The organism is Niallia sp. Marseille-Q9988 (assembly GCF_976954375.1).
Genome location: NZ_CDRJSZ010000008.1, coordinates 144,898 through 167,465 on the forward strand (window position 1 = coordinate 144,898; position 22,568 = coordinate 167,465).

A 22,568-nucleotide genomic window follows, 5' to 3' on the forward strand; every position below is an offset into this window, starting at 1 on the left:
CTAAAGCTATTATTTAGCCTTCTATTTCTTATTAAATAAGAAAAAACGTCTACCTTTATGAAAAAAAGGGATAGACGCTTAATTTTTACATAGTATGTAACATCTGAACTTTGAGGCTATTGAAACTAGTAAGACTTTGATCGTACTCCTTTTCCACCTATTGTTTGAAGAGTATTGATTCTTTCCATTCCAGTAAGGAGTGGTTTGGCGCGCCTTATTAATGTTTGTGTGACTTCAAGAGTCAGAGAGGCTTGATGGGCATTTTCATTACTCCAAACTTCATAAATATAAACAGAATTTGGATCACTTTCAGAAATATTAACAAGATACACTTCACATTCATCCAGATTCTTCATTGATTCTGCTGCTTCCAACAAAATAGAAACCATTGTTTCACGTTCGCCCTCTTGAACAGTAAATTTTCCAAACAAACTGAATTTCCCCATACTGGTCCTCCTTCCTTTATCAACCCCCATATTTGTTTCTACATCCCCCCCATCTAATCCTTTTATTCAATAAGGAAACATAATGGATTAATAATCCTTTTTTAGAAGTTTTAAGTTTGTTAATAATAAGGAAATAATTAAAATGAGAATAGCCAATGCCCACCAGAAAGCATTAATTGGATCATCATGCTCAATAATAATTAGTCTTACAATTGCTGTAATAGCAATGTAAATAAGATAGCGTAACGGAAAGTGAAACTGAGATCCAAAATACTTTATAATTTAAGCGATAAATTCAAAGTATAAAAAGTAAGTAAGCAGCTCCTCTGTGAATAAATAATAATCTTGTTCATTCTCCGTACAAAGGCTACATATGTAAAAATATACCATGTTTCCTTTATAAGCAGAAAACTTAAAATCAATCCTATAAGAAACAGGGAAGCATTTAACAGTATTTGTAAAAATATAGGTATAAGCGAGAATATCTTTATTTGATTCAATTATCTATAACTCCTTTTTTAAGTGTGTATAACTTAATATGAGCTATTTTTGGATCAAATAACCAAGAAGTAAAGAGCGGACACTTTCTCAATAGTACAAATCGAACAAAACAAAACGAAGCTAATCGGAATGGAATTTTTCATTTGAATCAGACTCTTTTAAGTAGATATCATTTCCAATTTTTATCCTTGTAACCTTTTTTCCCCTATCGATGAAAAAAGGTTTACTCCTCCATGGAAAAATTACCTGTCATTGGATTTTTATTTTTACCCATCCTATTATTGGAGGTGGTAAAGATGAACAAGCAAAATCCGATTGAATATACTGGGAAAGTTCTAGACCAGCGAAATGATCTTACTGGACCAGATGCAGGCAAAGCATCGTATCCAAAACGTCCAAAGCATGTATCGATCCAGGAGCCAAAAAGAAAATAGCTCCAACCCCTGACCCCTATTCGGAGGGCACTGAAAAACTGATAGCTATTGATGATTGATTGTAACCGCCTTTTAAACTTAGATGTGTAAATTGTTTTCCGAGGTGACCACATGACTCATTGGGGCGAGCGCCGAGCCGCTTCACAGCTCACGCTCCTGCAGGGTCTCGGACTTTCTCGCTGCTCCCATAGGAGTCAAGCGGACACCTCTCCAAACCAACTTATTATTCGCTTTCAAATAAATAAAACCTCATTTTATTTGGAGAACTAGACTTTTTCAGTGCCCTCCCTATTCGATTAGGGGGAACTTACATAAAAACAAGCGCATATTTTATACTTACTTGTCTTATATGAAGATTGTAGCCGATTCAATCTTCCTTGTAATCAAAAAAAGAAGGACTACTCCACCTTACCTGTGTATTGCTCTATTCTCTCCAATACCCTACGCTTTTGATAGAGCTTATTCGCAACTTCTCCCACATCTTTTATGGCTGATTTATTCATATACGCACCAAAAATCATTCCAGCGACGGGAATCATTTGAAACAGCTTTTTCCAACCAAAATTATCTCGATAAGAGGCGAATACCTCTCTCCAGCCTTGTAGCTGCGCAAAGCCTTCCTCCTCTTGTGCATTTGTCAATTCATTTAAGATTGCTTTTTTTCCAACTATATCAGATGACGTAAATTGCATACATTTGATCATGAATATTCGTTCTTCCTTATTGGATGGGTCATATCCATATGCAACCGCCACTTCTTGTATAGTCTTTAAGGTAATCCCAAAAATAAGGGGAATATCTACAGCGAGAGTAAAAATCCCCCCAAATCCAGTTGTAGCCCCCTGAATTTGCGCATTCTTAGCATGACTTTTTATAAAGGCTTCTGCTGTCTTTTCCATGGAATCAATAGAAAAGTATTTTATATCATCAAGTTTTATATCCTTCTGTAAGGATAATTCTTTTTTTACTTTATGTACTGTTTTTTCCTTATTCACTAAATATTTTCCACCATTGTCAATATATACTGCAATTTCATCTAATAGGATATGTATTTTGTCTTGTATGTATTTCGGTGTCCATTTGTCTAACAGCACAAATGGAAGCCGCCCGATTTTTTCCCAGAAGAACAACCCTTTTTGGTTTTTCTCCCATTTTTCAATGGTCTTTAATTTTATTCTGAGCTGTTCTAGATTTTCCATTCCTACACCTCTTATAATTAAATGCTTCCGCTATCACAACACATTATTTTCCCATTCTATATATTTCTCCAGATATCCTCTATATTCATCCGATAATTCACTAGGCAATTTATTTAAAGGAAAATACTGCATTTTTTCTGACTCATTATAATCAATGTTCATTTCTCCACTTATATCTTTCGTAAAATACACTGCTGTTACTGCATATACTTCATCGCCATTGGGGATTTTAAAATAATAATCAGAACCAGAAAATACATTTAGTAATGTAAGATTTTCAACTTTTAATCCTGTTTCTTCAAAGACCTCTCTTCTTGCTACTTCTTCAAAGCTCTCCCCTAAATCCATTAACCCACCTGGCAATCCCCAATATCCATCAAGCCTTTTTTGCAATAACACTTCCTCTTGTTCATTTAGCATGATGACAACAGAACCAGGTAGAATAAGTGGCTTATGCCCTACATGCTGCCTTAAATATTTATAGTATTCCATTTATTACGCCTCCAAGCTCAGATAAGTGAAAATTGTTATCCTTTTCGTAATGCTTCCTGAATTGCCCAGCTTTGATGTTCATGAAATAAACCTTCTATTGCTTGAATTGGTTCTAGCCATTTTAGAAAATGACCTTCCTCTGTTGGTTCCCCTATTTGTTTAACGATCTTGCATATATAGAAATACCCTTCACTCAGATAATACTTATATTCATTTGTTGAGTAAAAATATCTGCGCGCACTCCCAATAAAGGAATTTATTTCAATGTCCATTCCCATTTCTTCCAAAGCTTCTCTTACTAAGCATTCTTTATGGGTCTCATTCTTTTCTATTCCTCCACCCGGAAGAAAGTAGTTGCCATCACTAGTTTGAATGATGGCAATTTTATCTTTCTGCTTATTAAAGATCACACAATACGCTGCAGGTCTTATGATGTATTCTTTCCCTTCTTCTTTTTTGCCGAATGTGATTATTTCCATATAAATCTCCTCTTATACAAAAAAATTGATTATCTTTCCCTACTCCGTAATCACTTCAATATCCTCATACGTAGGTTCTTCCTTTGTATAAGAAATCCAATAGGTATATGCTCTTGAAAAATCATCTGTAAAATGCTCTAAATAGGTTACTGCTTTTGCAGATTCTCCAAGCACTTTTACCTCTTTGACAGCTGTATTTCCCGTTGGCATCGTAATAGTAACAGTAGGACCATCTTCTCTTGCAAATATCATAGACGTATCAACAGACCCTGTACGATCCTCTGGACCCGCTACCCAATTTACCTTTCCTTCCTTATTCTCTAAAATAACTAAATCAGGATTATGCGTATTGCCGCTTTCATGCTTGTTTTTAAAAATAACATAAATGAAATCATCTTTTAGATCGTAATCAATAATTTCTTTATTCTTTAATTGATGTTCTGCTATTACACTCGAAATTTGTTCTTCGAGTGAATCAGTATCACTTGATTTTACGTCAGACTCTTTCCCTTTATTAGAACAACCAAGCAAAGTGAATAAAATAAGAAAGGAAGCAAGTAATTTTTTCATAATTAAACAGCTCCTGACATTTTTGTTTACGGATTAGAATTGGAAAAGAATTTATTGAAACCTTATGCTTTATATAAAATGACTGCTGCGTAGATTTCTTGCTCCGTAAAAGGTTCATTGTTCACCGCAAACTTCACATCTATTATTTCATGATTTTCCAATTCTTTTAACGCTTTATTTAGATTAAGCTCGAATTTTTTATAGGAAGTAAAATATGCCTTATACTTCTTCACTAAATAAGCATCCAAGTTATTAGTTGAATTAATTTTTTCTTTCGCAGCTATTATCGTGTAATTATTTGGATCTTCTAAAATATCACGAAGCTCCTTATTAGGTACGGTAAACGTTTCGTTCAATACCGTTTCAAGTGTTTTACTGTTTTTTTCCTCTGAGGCATTTTGAGCCGAACACCCAACTACCATTGGCAACAATACAATGAATAAAATGGACATAAATTTTCTTACAAATTTATTTATTTTACTCACCCCTCTCTTAGGAAATACGTTTGAATAGTGAAAAAGTTTCACTTTGTGAATGAAAAAAAGGTCTACCCCAAAAATCAGTGGATGCTGATTTTCGGGGCAGACCTTTATATTACACAAGATGATTAAATTCTAAGCCTTCCCATTCAATTAGTGTATTTTTCTAGTTCAATAAGGAATATTATAGGGGCTCACTTTATTATTTACATAACTCTCTTGAACATCTTCTCCATCTCATAAGTCGAATAATGCACAATAATCGGTCTACCATGCGGACAGGTAAATGGATCGGATGTAGTCCGAAGTTCGTCTAATAAACTTTGAATCTCATCATTTCGCAAATGGCGGTTTGCTTTAATAGAGCCTTTGCAGCTCATCATAATGGCTGCTTCTTCTCGTAAAAGCTTGATGTCTACTTTTCTCATGGAGAGAACTTGTTCGATCATTTCTTCGATTGTTTCTTTTTCTTCTCCTTTTGGGAACCATTGTGGATGGGAGCGAACTAGGTAGCTTTGCTGGCCAAATGGTTCGAGAAATACGCCTACTTTTTCTAATTCAGCTTTATTTTCTTCTATTTTCATCCATTCATCTAGAGAATAATCTAATGTTAATGGGATGAGCATTTCCTGTAATTCATTATGCACTTCTCCAACTTTTTCCCGGAAAAATTCGTATTTGATTCGTTCTTGGGCTGCGTGCTGGTCGATGATGTATAGTCCTCTTTCGTTTTGCGCAAAGATGTAAGTTCCGTGCATTTGCCCAATTGGATAAAGGGGCGGAACTCTGGGACCTTCCACGACGTCGGCTATTTCTTCCTCACCCCACGTTTCCTCTATCTCTTCTACTGGTGCAGTTGGAATGAAATTGCTTCCTTTCTGTTCAAAGAAAAAGGCTGTGGTATCTGTTATTGTTGTTTCTTCTCTAGCTTCTCCAGCTTGCCAACTACTTGGTGGTTCTTCTATTGGCTCGTTCCAAGTTGGCTTTTCCTCTTGCTCTTCTGTTGAAATCGAAACAGTTGGTTCTGATTTTGGAGCAGATATTGGCATTGCTGGCTCACGCACCGTGTCAAAGCTAAACGCTGCTTGCTCTTCTTTTGGTGCAGTCTTTTTCTCGCGGATTAGTCCAGCTGGAATAAGCTCTTTTTTCTTGAAAGCTGCTTTAATGGTAGTACTTACAAGTTCATACAGCTCTTGTTCTTTACTAAAGCGCACTTCCATTTTCGATGGATGGACATTGACATCAACTAGAATCGGATCCATTTCCACATTTAAGAGAACAATTGGATATCTTCCAATCGGCAGCAACGTATGATAGCCTTCCTGAATGCTACGTACGAGAGAATAGTTTTTAATAAAGCGTCCATTAATCATCGTGGAAATATAGTTACGTGACGCTCGTGTAATTTCTGGCAGCGCCATATAGCCACTTAATTTAAAGTCAAGGGTGCTTGCTGAAATTGGAATCATTTTTTTTGCAATAGTTAAGCCATAAATGCTCGCAAGAACTTGTCTTACATCCCCATTGCCATTCGTATGAAGGAGCTTTCGGTCATTATGGACTAGGCGAAAGCTAATATCAGGATGCGCAAGGGCAAGTCGATTGACGATATCAGTAATATTGCCAAGCTCAGTATGAATCGATTTCATATATTTTAATCTTGCTGGCGTATTAAAGAACAAATCGCTGACGATAATCTCTGTACCTCTTCTTCCAGGTGCGCCTTCCTGTTTCACTAAATGACCGCCTTTGAGTTCGATCGTTGTACCCTTTTCCCCAGTGGAAGTTGTTAAGGTAACTTGTGAGACAGAGGCAATACTTGGTAGTGCCTCTCCTCTGAAGCCAAGGGTACGAATCCGGAATAAGTCATTTTCGTCTTTAATTTTACTTGTCGCATGTCTGGAAAAAGCAGTTAAGACATCCTCTTCGTCAATTCCTAGTCCATTATCAAGAATGCGGATGCTCTCTAAACCAGCCTCTTCGATAAAAATTTCAATCGAAGTACTTTTTGCGTCAATACTATTTTCTACTAACTCTTTTACAACAGAGGCTGGCCGCTCAACAACTTCACCTGCAGCAATTTTATTCGAAAGTGCATCATCCAGTTGAATAATCTTTGCCATTGCTTCTCCTCTTTTCTTTCTTACTTTTATTCAGATTAAGTGGGCAGTTTATGTGTTAGATTGAACTGCGGTTTTCATTTCAGCTATCATCTTACTTATGAAAACCACTTTTGCCGAAGTTCCTCTGGTTTCTGGCGTTCATCCCGCTTATGAAAACCACTTTTCCTAACAGTACTGCTATTTCCGGCGTTCATCCAACTCATGAAACCACTTCATCCATCATTTCGTACTTTCTTATGAAGCTCATATAATGTATTTAATGCCTGCATTGGCGTCATTTCTAGAATATCTATCTCTTTAAGCTTCGCTACAATTTGCTTTTCCTTAGTAGAAAGCACTTTGTGCGGCTTTTTCTCTTCTTCTGTACCAAAGAAGGATAATTGTGCCTCTTCTTCGATCTTTTCTGCTTTTACGGTAGGTTGCTCGACTTCCGCCACTGCTGCTTCTTCAGCGAATTGATCTTTTTGCTCTAGGCTTGTTAATAGCTCTTGTGCTCGTTCAATAAGTGCCTCTGGTAATTCTGCAAGCTGGGCGACGTGAATACCATAGCTTTTATCTGCTGCTCCTTCTTTTATTTTGTGAAGGAAGACAACTTTTCCATTTTGCTCCATCGCACTTACATGAACATTGCTTAAGGACGGAAGCTCATCTGCAAGTACGGTTAGCTCATGATAGTGAGTCGAGAATAATGTCTTTGCCCCGACTTCATGGTGGATATATTCAATAATGGCTTGTGCAAGCGCCATTCCATCATAGGTACTTGTGCCTCGGCCAATTTCATCGAATAAGATTAAACTATTATTGGTGGCATGCAACAGGGCATTTCTCGCTTCTAGCATCTCAACCATAAACGTACTCTGTCCAGAAATAAGATCATCTGCGGCACCAATTCTTGTAAATACTTGGTCAAATAGCGGAAGAACTGCTTCGTCTGCTGGGACGTAACAACCAATTTGCGCTAAAATACTGGTTAAAGCAATCTGGCGCATATACGTACTTTTACCAGACATATTCGGTCCTGTAATTAACAGTAATTCTCGGTCTTTATGCATGGTGCAATCATTTGCTACATAGCTCTGTGCGTTCATCACCTTTTCTACTACAGGGTGACGGCCATTTTTAATAGAAAGTGTTCGGTCCGCAGAAAATTGCGGCTTCACATAGCGACGATCCTCACTGACAGTTGCAAAACACTGCAATACATCTAGTGCACTTACTGTTTTGGCTAGCTTCTGTAAGCGGGGAATATATTCTTTAATCGTTTCGCGGATTGTCGTAAAAATTTCATATTCCAGCTCGACCATTTTTTCTTCCGCTTGTAAGATTAGGCTCTCTTTTTCCTTTAATGCAGGCGTAATATAACGTTCTGCATTGGCAAGTGTCTGTTTGCGCTCATATTGTCCTTCCTGTAAAAGATGAACATTGGCACGTGTTACTTCAATATAGTAGCCAAATACACGGTTATAGCCGATTTTCAGTGATTTAATGCCTGTTTTTTCCCGCTCTTCTCTTTCCAGCTGGGCAATCCAGGTCTTACCGTTTCGGCTTGCATCGCGGTAACTATCTAATTCGGAATGATAGCCGTCTAAAATGATATTTCCTTCTTTAATCGAAAGTGGTGGATTTTCCACAATCGCACGTTCTAATAAATCGGTAATGTCTTCACATGGGTCTAGTTTATCTGCAAGGATGCTTGCTTCTTTTGACCCGAAAGATGCAACGATTTGCTGAATAATTGGCACCTGTTGCAACGACTTTTTTAACTGTACAAGATCTCTTGCATTGACATTACCGAAAGCAACGCGACCTGCTAAGCGTTCTAAATCGTATACTTCCTTTAATTTTTCTCGCAAATCTTGACGCTCAAAATAATGACTAATCATTGTTTCTACTAAGTTTTGGCGATTTTCAATCTCGTCCTTATTTAATAATGGACGATCGATCCATTGTTTTAGCAATCTGCCACCCATCGCAGTTTTCGTTTCATCCAAAAGCCATAGCAGTGAACCTTTTTTCCCTTTTGAACGAATCGTTTCTGTTAACTCTAAATTTCGCTTTGAATAATAATCAATTTTCATAAATTGATCGATTACATAAATTGAAACTGGCTGTAAGTGATCAAGGCTTCGTTTTTGTGTACGATATAAGTAATTGAACAAACGAGCAACGGTGTTTTTCAGTGATTGTTCTTCTATTCCTTGTAATAAAGAAACATGCATGTCTTTTTCAACAATATCATTTTCAATCGAAAGGGTTATCGTTCCCCGCTCCTGTAATCTTTTCAAATACTCTTTTGAAAAATCGTCTGCAACAACCACTTCTTTCGCTCCTGATAACGATAATTCATTCAATAATGAATCGATTCCAGTTAATATGGTTGCCTTGCTTTCCCCTGTCGATAAATCGCTGTATGCAAAGCCAAATTTTTCGTCCGTCAGTGTTGATATGGTTGCAATATAATTGTTTTCTTTATCTGATAAATTTTTCCCTTCCATCATCGTACCAGGTGTGATTAGCTGAACCACTTCTCTTTTTACGACACCCTTTGCTTGCTTCGGGTCTTCTGTTTGTTCACAAATTGCCACTTTGTAGCCACGCTCAACAAGATGTTCAATATAGTTTGGCGCAGAATGGTGAGGAACTCCACACATTGGAATTCGCTCTGCTCCGCCCCCTTCTCTGCTCGTTAACGTAATTTCAAGCTCTTGTGATGCTTTGATCGCATCATCAAAGAACATTTCGTAAAAATCTCCTAAACGAAAAAATAAAAAGGCATCCTGATAATCTGCCTTTACCTGTAAGTATTGTTGTATCATTGGCGTATATGTTGTCATAACTTCCTCCAAAATCCAAGTCCAAATCTATTATTTTCTCATTATACCATAAAGAAATAGAATATTTGAGTGGGGGGTTTTGGGAAAAAACAGCTATTGTAAACATATAAAACTTTTATTCTTTAAGTAAAGTTAGATTTGATAACTTGTTCGTTCCATTTCGCTCGAGACATAAGATTAGCCGGGGAAAAAGATGCGCCTCCTCAGGCTGTGAGGTTCTAGCAACAAACTTTATGTAAACAGCGTATTAAAAAGGTTCAAGAAAAAAAGACTAGGAAGCTCCTAGCCTTTACTCTTCTTCTCCGCCTACTAAAAAGTCTGGATTTAATTCTTCAAATTCTTCGTCTTCTACGTCATCTTCAAACCATGTGTCGTCATCTTTACCACATTCATCTGTGCATACTTCTACACAAATTTTTGTTTCTCCAATAACTTCTACAATAAATTCTCTTTCTACATGAACAATAATTTTATTGCCATTTGGAGAAATTACTGCTTCGATACAGTTTGGTTGCTGTAATACTGTTGCAATCACATCGTGGTCTTCTAGGCAGTCAGGATCACGATATTTTAGTTTAATGACATCTGTATATTTTACACGCTCTGTAACGACTTCTGTTTGTGTGTTGTCATTATAGGAATACCAAACGTTAATGTCATAGTATCCGCAAATTTCTACTGTTTTACCAACCTTTTCTGCCTCATACGTATGGTTGATAATCCAGCAGCCCAAGATGCTTGAAGGGCTGTTGTCTGGACAGATCGTATGATTGGATTTTGTGAATTTGCGTCCTTTCGCTACGACTGCCTTTGTAATAATCTCTCTATATTCTCCCATGTTCGAGCGAAACCTCCTCATTCATTTTCATTTCATCCTATGCGGGATAGGAGTCTAGTGTGCGACAAATTTTAAAGACTGTAAGTAATGCTTAAATCTACTTCATTGTATGTAAAACTTGGGTAAGTGTGCCGATATTAGCCATTTTTCTAGACGGATATCCTTGCTTTTGCAAAGCTCCACTCCATGCCTTTGAATGGATCTACTTCCATTCTATTTATGGGTAAAACTCAGCATTCCTTCGATAAAATTTTTAACTCATAAAAAAATATGCGTTTGTATTAATACATTCGCGGATACAGCTTGGTCAAATCTTTATATACTGTAGTATACGGTAAGGGGGTGAGGAAGTTGGCAGGGTTATTTAATAACAACGATCAGTTTGATTTTAAATTCAATGTAAATGGCAAAGAGGTTTCTGGTGAAGAAGGAGCTAAATACGCACAAGAATTAGTCGGTAAGTTATCTACTGAAATGGGTGGATTGGTTCAAAAATTAACAGAAGGTTTAAAAAGCAATGTATCTGAAAGAACCATGGAGGCAGTGAAAGAAAAGGTTGCATCGAATGTTGACTTAGATTCTATTAAAGAAAAAGTGGCTAATATCGATTTAGATTCGCTTAAAGATAAAGTAATGCCGAATCTTAATCCAGAAACGCTAAAGAGTTTAATAAATCAAGAAACATTAAGTAAGATACAGGAGAAATTACCTGTTATTGATGCTTCAAATGATGATGGGAATCTCCAATTAAACGTGAATGGCAAGCCTATTTTTTCACTAGATTTATCAGATTTTATCAAAAAATAATGAATTTATCTTACTTTTGAAAGGAGGTGAAATCATATGTTGTCTAACTACACATCTGATTGTCACAAAGGTAACGGTTCTGGCGTTGCTGGTACTGATGTTACTGCTAAAGGTAAAGGCATTGGAAATAAAGGGGCAGAACTTCGCGGATTCACTAACGCTACTCAAGGAAATGGTAACCTTGCTAACCAATTTACTGCTTCTGGTGCTGCTGGTGGTGCTGCTGTAGGTGTTAACTTATTAAACTTCTTTGTTGGTGGTATTTTAGTTAATGCTAACGTTGCTGGTGCTGCTACTGCTGTATCTTACAACGAAAACAGCCCTGAAATGGTGAACGAAGGTTAATCACCTTTAAAGATAATCACTCCTATAAGAGAGAAGCATATAATAAAGGGCAACATCATATTGATGGTTGCCCTTTTCTTTTACATATCTAACAGGAGGAGGGAAAAGAATGGCGCAAGAGAAAAATATTGGCTTAACTGCTGAGAAATTGAAGGAGCTTGGCGTACCAGAGGAACTTATTGATAAAATATTGGAAACGGGAGGACCTTCTGTTAATACACATGCAGAAGGAGGAAATGGCGGAAGTGCTGTCAGTCTAACTTATGTAGATAACTATTCTGTTCTATTTCTAGTCTATACATTTCTTCAACAAACGATTAATAATGGAAATGCGAAAGATAAAGAAACGAAACAGCTGAATAAAGCACTGCTTTCTACCTTGCAAACAGCTATGAAGGAACAACAGGAATATCGGAAAGCTTTCTTACGAGCAATTAACATTTTAAATAATCAAAATAAGTAAAAAACCAAGCGAGAATATGCTTGGTTTTTCTACTTTTGGGCATTTTAATTGTATTCGCAAATAAATGAAGCCTATTGCTTTCAGCTCCAATCAACGGAAGAATGTTAAACGTTATTTAACTCAATGAACATTCTAATCTAACAAAAACCCTTTTTACTCTTCTTTCTTCTTATCAACGGAAAGAATTTCGGTTTCAACTGTGTTTGCGATTGTTTTTGTTATCATTTGAAGCATATCGTTAACGATTTCCTGTGATTCTTTAAATTCGCTGACGATTGGAAGCTCATCGATTTCTTTTTGCAAGGCATCAATTTTTGCTTCTGTTTCTTTTAAAGCCGCAATTTTCCCATAGTGCTGAAGGTTAACTGCTTGTTTTTGCAATTTTTTGATTTGAGCAATTCGATCATTCACTTTTTTGTTTTGATTGATTTGCTGTTCTGCCCGCTGATAAAATTCGACTTCTTCTGTATCACGAATCATCTTGGCAAGTTGTTCTGTTCGCTCGATGATTTCTTCTTTTGTATACTTAGCCATTAGTTTGCCTCAACAGCTTCCGCTTCTAATACCTCAATCATTTCCCCGTTTAATGACCATGTTTTCGCATCCGTAATTTTAACAGATACAAGTTTACCGATAGCTGATTTTGGTCCAACAAAGTTTACTAGCTTGTTTTTGCGTGTATATCCAGCAAGTACATCTGGATTATTCTTACTTTCCCCTTCCACAAGGACTTCCACAATTTGATCTTGGTAGCCCTTCATGGAATTAGCAGAATACTCATTAACTAAAGCATTTAGGCGCTGTAAACGTTCCTTTTTCACTTCCATTGGAACATTATCTTTCATTTTCGCAGCTGGCGTACCTTCACGCGGTGAATAAATGAATGTATAAGCCGCTTCAAAGCCAACCTCTTTGTAAAGAGACAATGTTTCTTCGAATTGCTCATCTGTTTCATTTGGGTACCCAACAATAATATCTGTTGTTAGTGTTAAATTAGGAATAGCTGCCTTCATTTTGCGAACTAATTCTAAGTATTTTTCTCTCGTATATTTACGTGCCATAATTTTTAACACATCTGATGAACCAGACTGAACTGGTAAATGGATATGTTCTACTAAGTTACCGCCTTTAGAAAGCACTTCGATTAAATGATCATCAAAATCACGTGGATGACTTGTAGTAAAACGAACACGTGGGATATCAATTTTGCGCATTTCTTCCATTAAATCACCGAAGCGGAAATCAATGTCCGTGAAATCTTTTCCATAGGCGTTTACATTTTGACCAAGCAAGGTGATTTCTTTATAACCTTGTGCAGCCAATTGACGTACTTCTTGAATAATATCCTCTGGACGGCGGCTACGTTCTTTTCCTCGAGTATATGGAACGATACAATAGGTACAGAATTTATCACAGCCATACATGATATTAACCCATGCTTTTATTTTTCCGTTACGTACTTTCGGAAGGTTCTCGATAACGTCCCCTTCTTTAGACCAAACTTCCACAACCATTTCTTTAGACATATATGCTTCTTGAAGAATATTTGGTAAACGGTGAATATTATGTGTTCCAAAGATCATATCTACTTGTGTGTATGTTTTTAAAATCTTATTTACTACGGATTCTTCTTGGGACATACAGCCACAAACCCCGATTAAAAGATCTGGTTTTTCTGTTTTTAAATGCTTTAAATGTCCTAATTCACCAAATACTTTATTTTCTGCATTTTCACGAATCGCGCATGTATTAAGAAGAATAACATTGGCATCATCTACAGTATCTGTAGCTTCATAGCCTAATGCTAAGAAAATTCCTGCCATTACCTCTGTATCATGCTCATTCATTTGACAACCGTATGTGCGAATGTAGAATTTGCGTCCTTCTCCCATTCCACGGAATTGTTCGGAAATAGAGAAATCTTTTTCATAACGAACTTCTTCTTTTCCACGTCTTTTGGCATCTTTTAAAGATGGTGCTTTATACACTGTTTCGAAATATTTGCTGTAATCCTTTTCGGATTTTTTGTCCGAAGAATTATTGCTTTCAATTTTTTGTCCTTCTAAACGTTGTTTTTCGTTCATTTCAACTACTCCTCTCTTATCGATGAACTTGTTTCATCCATAAGTTTGTTAATATACATGGTTTAGGTTAGTTCTTATAGATTGTTTTCTTTATAACATGGTTTCCACTGATTTAGCCAGGTTAACCACTTGCTCCCCGCAGAAGTTCGGTACTGTCGCAATATAAACAACAATCTTTTCTTCATATGTACTATTCTTTATAGACATATTTTCATTATTCTAGTATAAGCCTTTGACCTTTTGAAAACAATAGCTAGGTTAGAAAGAAGAATTTCTACTATTTTCTTTATCTATATATAGGAATCTTACAGCAACGGGCAGTTGCGTTTTCCTACCTCAAAAGGAGAGAACGCAACTGCCCGGATGCTTTTTAAAATTACCCTTTATTTCGGAAATCTTTTTACCATATTCGAAAATAAAAACTTCTCTACTTGGCTACTAGTATAATATTTCATAAGTTCGTTAATTAGATTCGGGTAATCGGCAGTAGAAGATAACCCTTTAACGGTTTGAGAGATTCCATCAAAATCAGAACCAAAGCCGACATGATCCTCTCCTCCTAGGGAACAGATATAATCTAAATGCCGTAATACATCTGTAATGGTTGCAGCATTTGTGCCACTTAAAAATTGCGGCACAAAAGTAATCCCGATTACGCTGTCTGCTTCAATCAAAGCCTTTATTTGGTCATCTCGTAGATTACGAGGATGTGGACAAAGATTATATGTATTTGAGTGGGATGCATACGGATGATCGGCAAGTTCCATGACATCCCAGAAGGAGTTTTCTGACAAGTGGGAAACATCTACTAATATATCTTGTTGATTTAGTAGTTTTACTGTTTCTCTTCCAAATAAAGATAAACCAGCCCCTCTTGGCTCTAACGCACCATCTGCAACAGCATTGGCGTAGTTCCAGGTTAGTCCGACTGCTGATACGCCTAATTGAAGCAATGTCTTTAATTTCAATAAATCGCCAGCGATTGCATCACAGCCCTCAAGTGTTAGGATCGCGCCAATTTCTCCATCTTTCAATTGCTCGATATCCATTTTATTACGGATAAATTTGAGATCTGGGTTGGGCTGTAGGATTTTTTCATTAAAAATAGTTGCCATGGATAATGCAGCTTCAAACTTCATATCTGGATGAATGGATTCTGGAATATAGATGGCAAAGCATTGGATCTTTGCTCCACCCTTTTGGAGTCCTTCTTTCGTTATATGAAGTTTTTTACTATTCTGAAAATTAATCATTTTATCCTTAAACATTTTTAATAATACATCGCAATGCCCATCAAAGTAATTCAAAAAATTCACTCCTATACGATTATGCTCTTTATTTTCTTCTATGTAAATCTTAATTGGCCTTCCACCAAGATATCATTAATCTCAAACTATTTAAACCTGAATTTTCAATTTTAAAAAAAGTTGTTTTGAATGGTTAAAGAGGCAAACCTGATGAATCACAGCCATAATAAAAAAGAAAGGATGTCTCATTCATTCGGTTACAAAAAGCACAGCTTTTAAGAGATTCGTTAAAAAGAATGTCTATTCTCTAACTTAACTCTTGCTGCTGTGGAACGAAACCTAATCGATAAGACACCCCCCTTCTTTTTGAAGGTTTGCTCTATTTCATTCTAAATTAAAATCTCCCTAAAAGGATTCAAGCTGCTCGAGCAAATTCACCAACCATAAGAAGGGATAAATCGGGGAAAGCATGAGCATCACGCTTTCCTTTCTTTTTTTCCTATAATCTTATTTTCTCTTTATCTAGGCTCCACAATAAGCTTGATGGCCGTTCTTTCCTCACCGTCAATTACAATATCAGTGAAGGCAGGGATACAGATTAAATCCACTCCGCTAGGTGCTACAAACCCTCTTGCGATAGCAACTGCTTTAACCGCTTGATTTAATGCACCTGCACCAATTGCCTGGATTTCCGCTCCACCTCTTTCTCGTAGAACACCTGCAAGCGCACCAGCTACAGAATTGGGACTAGACTTTGCTGAAACCTTTAATATCTCCATTTCTAGCTCCTCCTTGTTTAACCCCCCCGCATGTTTCATTAAGATTAATGAACATATCAGGATATATATCATTCCAATGTTACTATATTCCAAGTTTAATACACATATTCCAGCTTGGACATAAAAACTTAGAAAATATTTGATTTTCAGGGAAAAAGGAAGAGCTACATTCTGTTAGGAATAAAAGGGGTGGTCCTCATTAATTAAAATGCGCTCAATTTTCTTTGCTTTACCTGTCTTCTTATCTACTTCAATCAGACATCCGCTCAGCTGAGCTCTCCCACTTTTTGGCGGCTCAAAGCGTGTTGGCAAATTCGTTAAAAAGCGATTTAGCACCAATTCTTTTTGCATACCAAGAATAGCATCATAAGGACCTGTCATGCCCACATCTGCCATAAATGCAGTCCCATTTGGAAGAATGCGATTATCAGCTGTTTGCACATGTGTATGTGTTCCAACCACCGCTGTAACCTTTCCATCTAAATACCAACCCATTGCTTGCTTTTCACTTGTTGCTTCTCCGTGAAAATCAACAAAAATTATATTTGTACGCTTTTTCGCTTCCTTCACTAAGCTATCAATTACGATAAATGGATCATCACTTGGATTCATGAAGGTACGACCTTGTAAATTAATAACAGCTACTTCCATATCATTAATTTTAACAAAAACCATCCCTTTACCAGGGTTATTTTCTGGAAAGTTAGCGGGACGCACTAAATATTTCGCCTTATCAATAAACTCAAATATCTCGCGATTATCCCATGTATGGTTCCCCATTGTTATCGCTTGAGCACCGATTTCCAGAAAGCTACGATAAATTTTCTCTGTAATACCTTTTCCGCCAGCAGCATTCTCTCCATTGATAATCGTTAACTGTGGTCTGTATTTATCCTTTAGCTTTGGTACGTACTCTTTAATCATGTCTCGGCCCATTGAACCGACAACATCCCCAATAAATAAAATATGCATATTTTTATTTCCTACTTTCTACTTTTCACTATGTAACAGTGTATCATATAATTCCTTTCGCTCCTAACGCCATTTTCCTTAAGGAACGTTTTAGTATGCCCTTCATTTTTGGAGATAAAAAAAACGGTGCAATAGCACCGTTTCTTATTTTGCATATTCAACCGCTCTTGTTTCACGAATGACCGTTACTTTTATATGACCTGGATAATCTAATTCCTCCTCGATTTTCTTACGAATATCGCGAGCTAATCGATGTGACTCTAAATCATCCACAAGATCTGGTTTCACCATGATTCGAATCTCACGTCCTGCTTGGATTGCGAATGATTTCTCTACTCCATCATAAGATTCAGAAATCTCTTCTAATTTCTCAAGTCGGCGAATATAATTTTCTAATGTTTCTCTTCGTGCTCCTGGCCTTGCAGCTGAAAGTGCGTCAGCTGCTGCTACTAGTACAGCGATAATTGAAGTTGGTTCTGTATCACCATGATGGGATGCGATACTATTGATTACAACAGGATGCTCTTTATACTTGGTAGCAAGCTCGACACCAATTTCCACATGGCTTCCTTCTACTTCATGGTCAATAGCTTTCCCAATGTCATGTAGTAGTCCAGCTCTGCGGGCAAGGGTTTGATCTTCCCCAAGTTCAGCAGCTAAAATTCCTGATAATTGAGCCACTTCCATACTATGCTTTAAGACATTTTGTCCATAGCTTGTACGGAATTTTAAACGTCCAAGAATCTTAATTAAATCTGGATGTAATCCATGAACTCCGACTTCAAACGTAGTTTGTTCCCCGATTTCACGTATATGTTCATCCACTTCCCGGCGCGCTTTATCAACCATTTCTTCAATACGAGCTGGATGGATACGCCCATCCTGAACGAGCTTATCTAACGCAAGTCTTGCAGTTTCACGTCTTATTGGATCAAAACCAGAGAGAATAACTGCTTCTGGTGTATCATCAATAATTAAATCAATTCCTGTTAATGTTTCAAGTGTTCGAATATTTCGACCTTCACGACCGATAATTCGCCCTTTCATTTCATCATTTGGAAGGTTTACAACGGAAACTGTAGTCTCTGCAACATGATCGGCCGCACAACGTTGGATTGCAAGTGACAGAATTTCTTTAGCCTTTTTATCTGCTTCTTCTTTTGCTCTAGTATCACTTTCTTTGATCATTACCGCAATATCATGAGCAACTTCTTGCTCTGTACGGTCTAAAATGATGGACTTTGCCTCTTCTCGAGTCAAGCCAGAAATGCGCTCTAGTTCTGTTTGCTGCTTGCGAACCATCTCGTCCACTTTGCTTTCCATCTCTTCCATATGCTGTTGTCTTTTATTAAGAGAATCGTCCCTCTTTTCTAAAACTGATTCACGTTTGTCTAACGCTTCTCCCTTGCGATCAAGATTTTCCTCTTTTTGCAATAAACGATTTTCTTGTTTTTGTAGTTCATTTCTTCGATCACGAACTTCTAGTTCTGCTTCACTACGAAGCTTGTGAATCTCATCCTTTGCTTCTAACAAAGCTTCTTTTTTCAATGCGTCTGCTTCACGCTTTGCATTTTCAATAATTTGTTCAGCAGTCATTGTTGCATTGCTAATTTTTGCATTAGCATTGGACTTTCGAATAAAATATACAACAAAGCCAACAACGGCAATAACGATTAGAATAAGCAAAATGGAGATGATCTTTAATAGTGGATCCATCATTTTCACCTCCTCTTGCTATCAAATTGTGTTTGTTACGATTTTAAAAGTATTGGCTTAATGTTCCTTTTTTCAATCGAAATTTTCCCTAGTCATTTTATCGTTTTCTAGGTTTTCATACTTATAAAAATGTAAAATATACAATTCAATTGTATAGTTGTACCAATTTATTGTCAAGACTTTGAACTAGTAGGATTAACCTATTTCTCATTGGCTATCTTGTTAGCCTTTTTCTCTAACAATTGCTCTATTATTCCTATATATGTATGAAATTTCTCCCTATTAAACATAATAGATTATCATATTCTAACCTATCATCCGTATTATGGTCAGAAAATAGGGTTGTTAAACCTAATTGAGTCTTTTATTCTGTATGTTTTTCTCTAGAAATCTCATTAAAATTAGGCTGTTTTCGTAAAGTTTGTTGCTATCGCCCGCAGCCTGAAACTATAATAAAATATCATCGAATAAACGATAGATTCTATTAGCTAGTCTAATCGTCACTTTATTCATAATCAATCAAAAAAAGATGGTAAAGTGGATATGCCACTATACCATCTTTTGGTAAACAATTAATCGATTAATTCAAATTGTTCTTGGTCGTCATTTTCAGGTTTTAGTGTTAATTCTTTATCTAGCCCGTAATGATCACGTATTTTCTTTTGAATTTCTAGACGCATTTCTTTGTTTTCTTTCAAGAATTGTTTTGCATTTTCACGGCCTTGTCCTAATCTTTCATCATTATAGGAATACCAAGCGCCACTCTTTTGAACAATATCAAGATCTGATCCAAGATCAATAATCTCGCCTTCTTTAGAGATACCTTCTCCATACATGATATCTACTTCTGCCACTTTGAAAGGTGGTGCTACTTTATTTTTAACCACTTTGATTTTTGTTTTGTTTCCTACCATGTCTGTCCCTTGTTTTAACGTTTCAGCACGACGAACTTCTAGACGAACAGATGAATAGAATTTCAAAGCACGTCCGCCAGGAGTTGTTTCAGGGTTTCCGAACATAACTCCGACTTTTTCACGAATTTGGTTGATAAAAATAGCAATTGTTTTTGACTTATTAATTGCTCCAGATAATTTACGAAGGGCTTGTGACATTAAGCGTGCTTGAAGTCCAACATGTGAATCTCCCATTTCTCCTTCAATCTCTGCTTTTGGTACAAGTGCAGCTACAGAGTCAATTACTAATATATCAACTGCACCACTTCGAACTAAAGCCTCTGCAATTTCTAGCGCTTGCTCCCCAGTATCTGGTTGAGAAAGTAATAATTCATCGATATTAACGCCAAGCTTTTGTGCATATACTGGATCTAATGCATGCTCTGCATCAATAAATGCTGCTTGTCCGCCATTTGCCTGAACCTCAGCAATAGCATGTAGCGCTACTGTTGTTTTACCTGAACTTTCAGGACCATATATCTCAACAATACGACCTCTTGGATATCCACCAACACCTAGGGCTGCATCTAAAGCTAATGATCCACTTGGACTAGTAGAAATGACTCTATCAGCTTGTTCTCCCAGCTTCATAATACTACCTTTACCGAATTGTTTCTCTATTTGTTTTAACGCCATTTCTAATGCAGCTTGACGATCACTCAAATACGTTCTCCTCCTTATATAAAAAATGAATCTAACTAACATGATTCATTCGTTGTTTAAAAGATTATATACTTAATATACCTTTTTTCTTTTCATTTGTACAGCAAAAAATCGAACATTCATTCGTTTTTTTATTTCTAGTGGGAGAAGCACTATTCTAGTAAGACGCAAGCAAGAAACCCTTACTTCCGTCTATTTAGTCTATTGCTGCAACATTTTCAATAAAAAATATTGACCATATTTTACACTTCTAATTCGGTTACCAGCTCTAGTACCACTTAGCACTAGAGCTTCCACTTTTGTCGGCTCCCCTTTTTTGGCTATCCCGATAAAAACGGTACCAACTGGATTTCCCTCGAGTTCATCTGGACCAGCAACACCTGTAAAGCTTATGCCAATATCAGCATTTAATAAGCTTGCAACATTTTCCGCTAGCTCTTTTGCACATTGTTCACTAACAACGCCATGTTCTTGTATGGTTGCCTCTTTTACATGAAGGATTTGATTCTTCACCTCATTTGTATAACAGACAACTCCTCCTTGGAAAATGTTTCCGGCACCAGGAATGCTCGTAACCTCTTGTTGAAATAAGCCACCAGTTAAGCTTTCTGCAGCAGCAAGAGTCAAGTTTTTCTTCAATAATACGTGTGCGAGTTCGTTCATTAACGTTGTGTCATCATACCCATAGAAGAATTCGCCTACTCGAGAGAATATTTCCTCTTCTGTCTTTGCAATTAATTTATCTGCTTCTTCCACTGAATCATGCTTACATGTAATACGCAATGTCACTTCCCCATCGCCTGCAAGTGGTGCAATCGTCGGGTTTGTCTGTGCATCAATTAAATCTTCAATTTTTGTTTCTAATAAAGACTCCCCAATACCAAAAAAGCGAAGCACACGCGAAATGATGACATCTTTACTTGTCATTTGCTCTTGTACCGCTGGAAATCCATATTTTACAAACATTGGCTGGATTTCTTTTGGTGGTCCAGGTAATAGCATATAAAAATGATTGTCTTTTTTCAGAAACATACCAGGAGCCATTCCATGGTCATTTGGAAGAACCTCACATCCATCTAGAACTAACGCTTGTTTTTTATTATTTTCGGTCATTGTCCGTTTTGTCTTTATAAAATAGTCTTCAATTGATTGAAGTGCAGCTTTATCAAAGACTAGCTCTTTTCCTAGATGATTTGCAATCGTTTCTTTTGTCAAGTCGTCCTTTGTCGGCCCAAGTCCTCCTGAAAAAATAAGCAATTGCGCTCTACTTTCTGCAATTTTAATCGCCTCCTTTAAACGAGCAGCATTATCTCCCACAACGGTATGATAATAAACATTTACTCCTAAGTCGGCTAAATGCTTGGAAATAAATTGGGCATTTGTATTGGCAATTTGTCCAAGCAATAATTCTGAGCCAACCGCGATAATTTCTGCATTCATCTCTTGTGCTCCCCCTTTTTGTCGCTCATAAAGAAAGGACATCATTAATAAAGCAATATTCGCTTGTAAAATCGATGTCCTCATTTTTATTCCTCTATTTTATTTGGATGAAACAAAAGCTTGTTTGTTTTTTGCAAAATAATCCCAGCCAGACCAGATTGTAAAAATCAAGGCAACCCATAGTGCAAGGATATCAAATGGCAGTGAAACAAGCTCGAAAATCATGTTATGTAGTAAAAGTGCTGATATCGCAACAATTTGCGCCCATGTTTTAATTTTTCCTAGCATATTTGCTGCGACAACTTCGCCGCCACCAGCAAGTACTAATCGCAAGCCAGTTACCGCAAATTCTCTACTGATGATAACAATAGTAATCCACGCAGGCGCCATATCTAACCCTACTAAAACAATTAGTGCAGAAGAAACTAATAATTTATCTGCTAAAGGATCTAGGAACTTCCCTAAGTCAGTTACTAGATTATATTTTCTTGCAAAGTGTCCATCAATCCAATCCGTTGTGGATGCAATAATAAAAATCAAGGCACCGATAAAATGTGTCCTCGGTAAGGTAACTCCTAAAAGTGTTAGCTCTCCCCAAGAAAAATCTACTAGCATAATTACTAGAAAGACAGGGATTAATAAAATTCTTGCTACCGTAATCTTATTTGGTAAATTCATCTTACATCCTCCATTACCATGACGAT

At 36.9% G+C, this 22,568-nt stretch carries 22 protein-coding genes and 1 pseudogene; 4 read left to right on the forward strand and 19 right to left on the reverse strand.

Annotated features, from left to right (window positions below; translation table 11 throughout):
• Positions 1-125: 125 nt before the first annotated feature.
• Together ACWNMZ_RS16080 and psiE are read right to left on the reverse strand one after the other, a co-directional pair.
• Positions 126-446 carry an antibiotic biosynthesis monooxygenase gene (locus ACWNMZ_RS16080; protein ID WP_441994191.1) on the reverse strand — a complete coding sequence of 107 codons (321 nt, stop codon included), beginning with the start codon at positions 444-446 and terminating at the stop codon, positions 126-128.
• Positions 447-533: 87 nt separating this feature from the next.
• A pseudogene (gene psiE / locus ACWNMZ_RS16085) lies at positions 534-946 on the reverse strand (phosphate-starvation-inducible protein PsiE).
• Positions 947-1,243: 297 nt separating this feature from the next.
• Here psiE and ACWNMZ_RS16090 point away from each other — a divergent pair.
• Positions 1,244-1,381: a hypothetical protein gene (locus ACWNMZ_RS16090; protein ID WP_155986731.1), complete on the forward strand. Its 138-nt coding sequence runs from the start codon at positions 1,244-1,246 to the stop codon at positions 1,379-1,381.
• 398 nt (positions 1,382-1,779) lie between these two features.
• Here the strand turns inward: ACWNMZ_RS16090 and ACWNMZ_RS16095 are convergent, their stop codons facing one another.
• The 8 genes from ACWNMZ_RS16095 to ACWNMZ_RS16130 all read right to left on the reverse strand — a co-directional run bounded on the left by ACWNMZ_RS16095 (position 1,780) and on the right by ACWNMZ_RS16130 (position 10,395).
• A complete protein-coding gene (locus ACWNMZ_RS16095) occupies positions 1,780-2,580 on the reverse strand; it encodes an EcsC family protein (protein WP_031534641.1) in 801 nt (266 codons plus the stop codon).
• Positions 2,581-2,613: 33 nt separating this feature from the next.
• Positions 2,614-3,072, reverse strand: a complete 459-nt coding sequence (locus ACWNMZ_RS16100; protein ID WP_031534639.1) for an NUDIX hydrolase — start codon at positions 3,070-3,072, stop codon at positions 2,614-2,616.
• 35 nt (positions 3,073-3,107) lie between these two features.
• Positions 3,108-3,551: an NUDIX hydrolase gene (locus ACWNMZ_RS16105; protein ID WP_031534636.1), complete on the reverse strand. Its 444-nt coding sequence runs from the start codon at positions 3,549-3,551 to the stop codon at positions 3,108-3,110.
• A gap of 39 nt (positions 3,552-3,590) precedes the next feature.
• Positions 3,591-4,121, reverse strand: coding sequence for a hypothetical protein (locus ACWNMZ_RS16110; RefSeq protein ID WP_031534634.1), 531 nt, complete (start codon positions 4,119-4,121; stop codon positions 3,591-3,593).
• 62 nt (positions 4,122-4,183) lie between these two features.
• Positions 4,184-4,606, reverse strand: coding sequence for a hypothetical protein (locus ACWNMZ_RS16115; protein ID WP_152910860.1), 423 nt, complete (start codon positions 4,604-4,606; stop codon positions 4,184-4,186).
• A gap of 200 nt (positions 4,607-4,806) precedes the next feature.
• The gene (mutL, locus tag ACWNMZ_RS16120) at positions 4,807-6,723 is read right to left on the reverse strand and encodes a DNA mismatch repair endonuclease MutL (RefSeq protein ID WP_449598683.1); all 1,917 of its coding nucleotides are present in this window, start codon (positions 6,721-6,723) and stop codon (positions 4,807-4,809) included.
• Positions 6,724-6,935: 212 nt separating this feature from the next.
• Positions 6,936-9,557, reverse strand: coding sequence for a DNA mismatch repair protein MutS (mutS, locus tag ACWNMZ_RS16125; RefSeq protein WP_449598684.1), 2,622 nt, complete (start codon positions 9,555-9,557; stop codon positions 6,936-6,938).
• A gap of 289 nt (positions 9,558-9,846) precedes the next feature.
• Positions 9,847-10,395, reverse strand: a complete 549-nt coding sequence (locus ACWNMZ_RS16130) for an outer spore coat protein CotE (RefSeq protein ID WP_031534625.1) — start codon at positions 10,393-10,395, stop codon at positions 9,847-9,849.
• A gap of 351 nt (positions 10,396-10,746) precedes the next feature.
• On the opposite strand from ACWNMZ_RS16130, the gene ACWNMZ_RS16135 reads away from it, so the two are divergent.
• From ACWNMZ_RS16135 to ACWNMZ_RS16145, 3 genes are all read left to right on the forward strand, one after another.
• Positions 10,747-11,202, forward strand: a complete 456-nt coding sequence (locus tag ACWNMZ_RS16135; RefSeq protein WP_031534623.1) for a hypothetical protein — start codon at positions 10,747-10,749, stop codon at positions 11,200-11,202.
• A gap of 36 nt (positions 11,203-11,238) precedes the next feature.
• On the forward strand, positions 11,239-11,547 hold the full coding sequence (locus ACWNMZ_RS16140) for a hypothetical protein (protein WP_031534622.1): 309 nt from the start codon (positions 11,239-11,241) through the stop codon (positions 11,545-11,547).
• A gap of 109 nt (positions 11,548-11,656) precedes the next feature.
• Positions 11,657-12,010 carry a hypothetical protein gene (locus tag ACWNMZ_RS16145; protein ID WP_235247666.1) on the forward strand — a complete coding sequence of 118 codons (354 nt, stop codon included), beginning with the start codon at positions 11,657-11,659 and terminating at the stop codon, positions 12,008-12,010.
• A 153-nt stretch (positions 12,011-12,163) separates the two neighbouring features.
• Here ACWNMZ_RS16145 and ACWNMZ_RS16150 read toward each other — a convergent pair whose 3' ends face one another.
• The 9 genes from ACWNMZ_RS16150 to pgsA form a co-directional block, all read right to left on the reverse strand.
• Positions 12,164-12,544, reverse strand: a complete 381-nt coding sequence (locus ACWNMZ_RS16150; protein ID WP_031534619.1) for a RicAFT regulatory complex protein RicA family protein — start codon at positions 12,542-12,544, stop codon at positions 12,164-12,166.
• The gene (gene miaB / locus ACWNMZ_RS16155) at positions 12,544-14,094 is read right to left on the reverse strand and encodes a tRNA (N6-isopentenyl adenosine(37)-C2)-methylthiotransferase MiaB (RefSeq protein WP_235247668.1); all 1,551 of its coding nucleotides are present in this window, start codon (positions 14,092-14,094) and stop codon (positions 12,544-12,546) included. Before miaB ends, ACWNMZ_RS16150 begins: the two co-directional genes overlap by 1 nt.
• Before the next feature lie 383 nt (positions 14,095-14,477).
• Positions 14,478-15,401, reverse strand: a complete 924-nt coding sequence (locus ACWNMZ_RS16160) for a dipeptidase (protein WP_031534616.1) — start codon at positions 15,399-15,401, stop codon at positions 14,478-14,480.
• Between the two features lie 458 nt (positions 15,402-15,859).
• Positions 15,860-16,120, reverse strand: coding sequence for a stage V sporulation protein SpoVS (gene spoVS / locus ACWNMZ_RS16165; protein WP_016201204.1), 261 nt, complete (start codon positions 16,118-16,120; stop codon positions 15,860-15,862).
• 174 nt (positions 16,121-16,294) lie between these two features.
• Positions 16,295-17,092, reverse strand: coding sequence for a TIGR00282 family metallophosphoesterase (locus ACWNMZ_RS16170; RefSeq protein ID WP_031534615.1), 798 nt, complete (start codon positions 17,090-17,092; stop codon positions 16,295-16,297).
• Positions 17,093-17,236: 144 nt separating this feature from the next.
• Complete coding sequence (gene rny / locus ACWNMZ_RS16175) at positions 17,237-18,808, reverse strand: ribonuclease Y (RefSeq protein WP_235247713.1); 1,572 nt, start codon at positions 18,806-18,808, stop codon at positions 17,237-17,239.
• A gap of 572 nt (positions 18,809-19,380) precedes the next feature.
• Entirely contained in the window at positions 19,381-20,424 is a 1,044-nt protein-coding gene (gene recA / locus ACWNMZ_RS16180; RefSeq protein ID WP_284561325.1) for a recombinase RecA, read from the reverse strand.
• A 201-nt stretch (positions 20,425-20,625) separates the two neighbouring features.
• On the reverse strand, positions 20,626-21,864 hold the full coding sequence (locus tag ACWNMZ_RS16185) for a competence/damage-inducible protein A (protein ID WP_235247714.1): 1,239 nt from the start codon (positions 21,862-21,864) through the stop codon (positions 20,626-20,628).
• A 99-nt stretch (positions 21,865-21,963) separates the two neighbouring features.
• Positions 21,964-22,542, reverse strand: coding sequence for a CDP-diacylglycerol--glycerol-3-phosphate 3-phosphatidyltransferase (gene pgsA, locus ACWNMZ_RS16190; protein WP_031534609.1), 579 nt, complete (start codon positions 22,540-22,542; stop codon positions 21,964-21,966).
• Positions 22,543-22,568 lie beyond the last annotated feature (26 nt).

Coding starts and splice junctions, on each gene's coding strand:
- ACWNMZ_RS16080 (WP_441994191.1), bottom strand. CDS start 446: ATGGGGAAATTCAGTTTGTTTGGAAAATTTACTGTTCAAGAGGGCGAA.
- ACWNMZ_RS16090 (WP_155986731.1), top strand. CDS start 1,244: ATGAACAAGCAAAATCCGATTGAATATACTGGGAAAGTTCTAGACCAG.
- ACWNMZ_RS16095 (WP_031534641.1), bottom strand. CDS start 2,580: ATGGAAAATCTAGAACAGCTCAGAATAAAATTAAAGACCATTGAAAAA.
- ACWNMZ_RS16100 (WP_031534639.1), bottom strand. CDS start 3,072: ATGGAATACTATAAATATTTAAGGCAGCATGTAGGGCATAAGCCACTT.
- ACWNMZ_RS16105 (WP_031534636.1), bottom strand. CDS start 3,551: ATGGAAATAATCACATTCGGCAAAAAAGAAGAAGGGAAAGAATACATC.
- ACWNMZ_RS16110 (WP_031534634.1), bottom strand. CDS start 4,121: ATGAAAAAATTACTTGCTTCCTTTCTTATTTTATTCACTTTGCTTGGT.
- mutL (WP_449598683.1), bottom strand. CDS start 6,723: ATGGCAAAGATTATTCAACTGGATGATGCACTTTCGAATAAAATTGCT.
- mutS (WP_449598684.1), bottom strand. CDS start 9,557: ATGACAACATATACGCCAATGATACAACAATACTTACAGGTAAAGGCA.
- ACWNMZ_RS16130 (WP_031534625.1), bottom strand. CDS start 10,395: ATGGGAGAATATAGAGAGATTATTACAAAGGCAGTCGTAGCGAAAGGA.
- ACWNMZ_RS16140 (WP_031534622.1), top strand. CDS start 11,239: ATGTTGTCTAACTACACATCTGATTGTCACAAAGGTAACGGTTCTGGC.
- ACWNMZ_RS16145 (WP_235247666.1), top strand. CDS start 11,657: ATGGCGCAAGAGAAAAATATTGGCTTAACTGCTGAGAAATTGAAGGAG.
- ACWNMZ_RS16150 (WP_031534619.1), bottom strand. CDS start 12,544: ATGGCTAAGTATACAAAAGAAGAAATCATCGAGCGAACAGAACAACTT.
- miaB (WP_235247668.1), bottom strand. CDS start 14,094: ATGAACGAAAAACAACGTTTAGAAGGACAAAAAATTGAAAGCAATAAT.
- spoVS (WP_016201204.1), bottom strand. CDS start 16,120: ATGGAGATATTAAAGGTTTCAGCAAAGTCTAGTCCCAATTCTGTAGCT.
- ACWNMZ_RS16170 (WP_031534615.1), bottom strand. CDS start 17,092: ATGCATATTTTATTTATTGGGGATGTTGTCGGTTCAATGGGCCGAGAC.
- rny (WP_235247713.1), bottom strand. CDS start 18,808: ATGGATCCACTATTAAAGATCATCTCCATTTTGCTTATTCTAATCGTT.
- ACWNMZ_RS16185 (WP_235247714.1), bottom strand. CDS start 21,864: ATGAATGCAGAAATTATCGCGGTTGGCTCAGAATTATTGCTTGGACAA.
- pgsA (WP_031534609.1), bottom strand. CDS start 22,542: ATGAATTTACCAAATAAGATTACGGTAGCAAGAATTTTATTAATCCCT.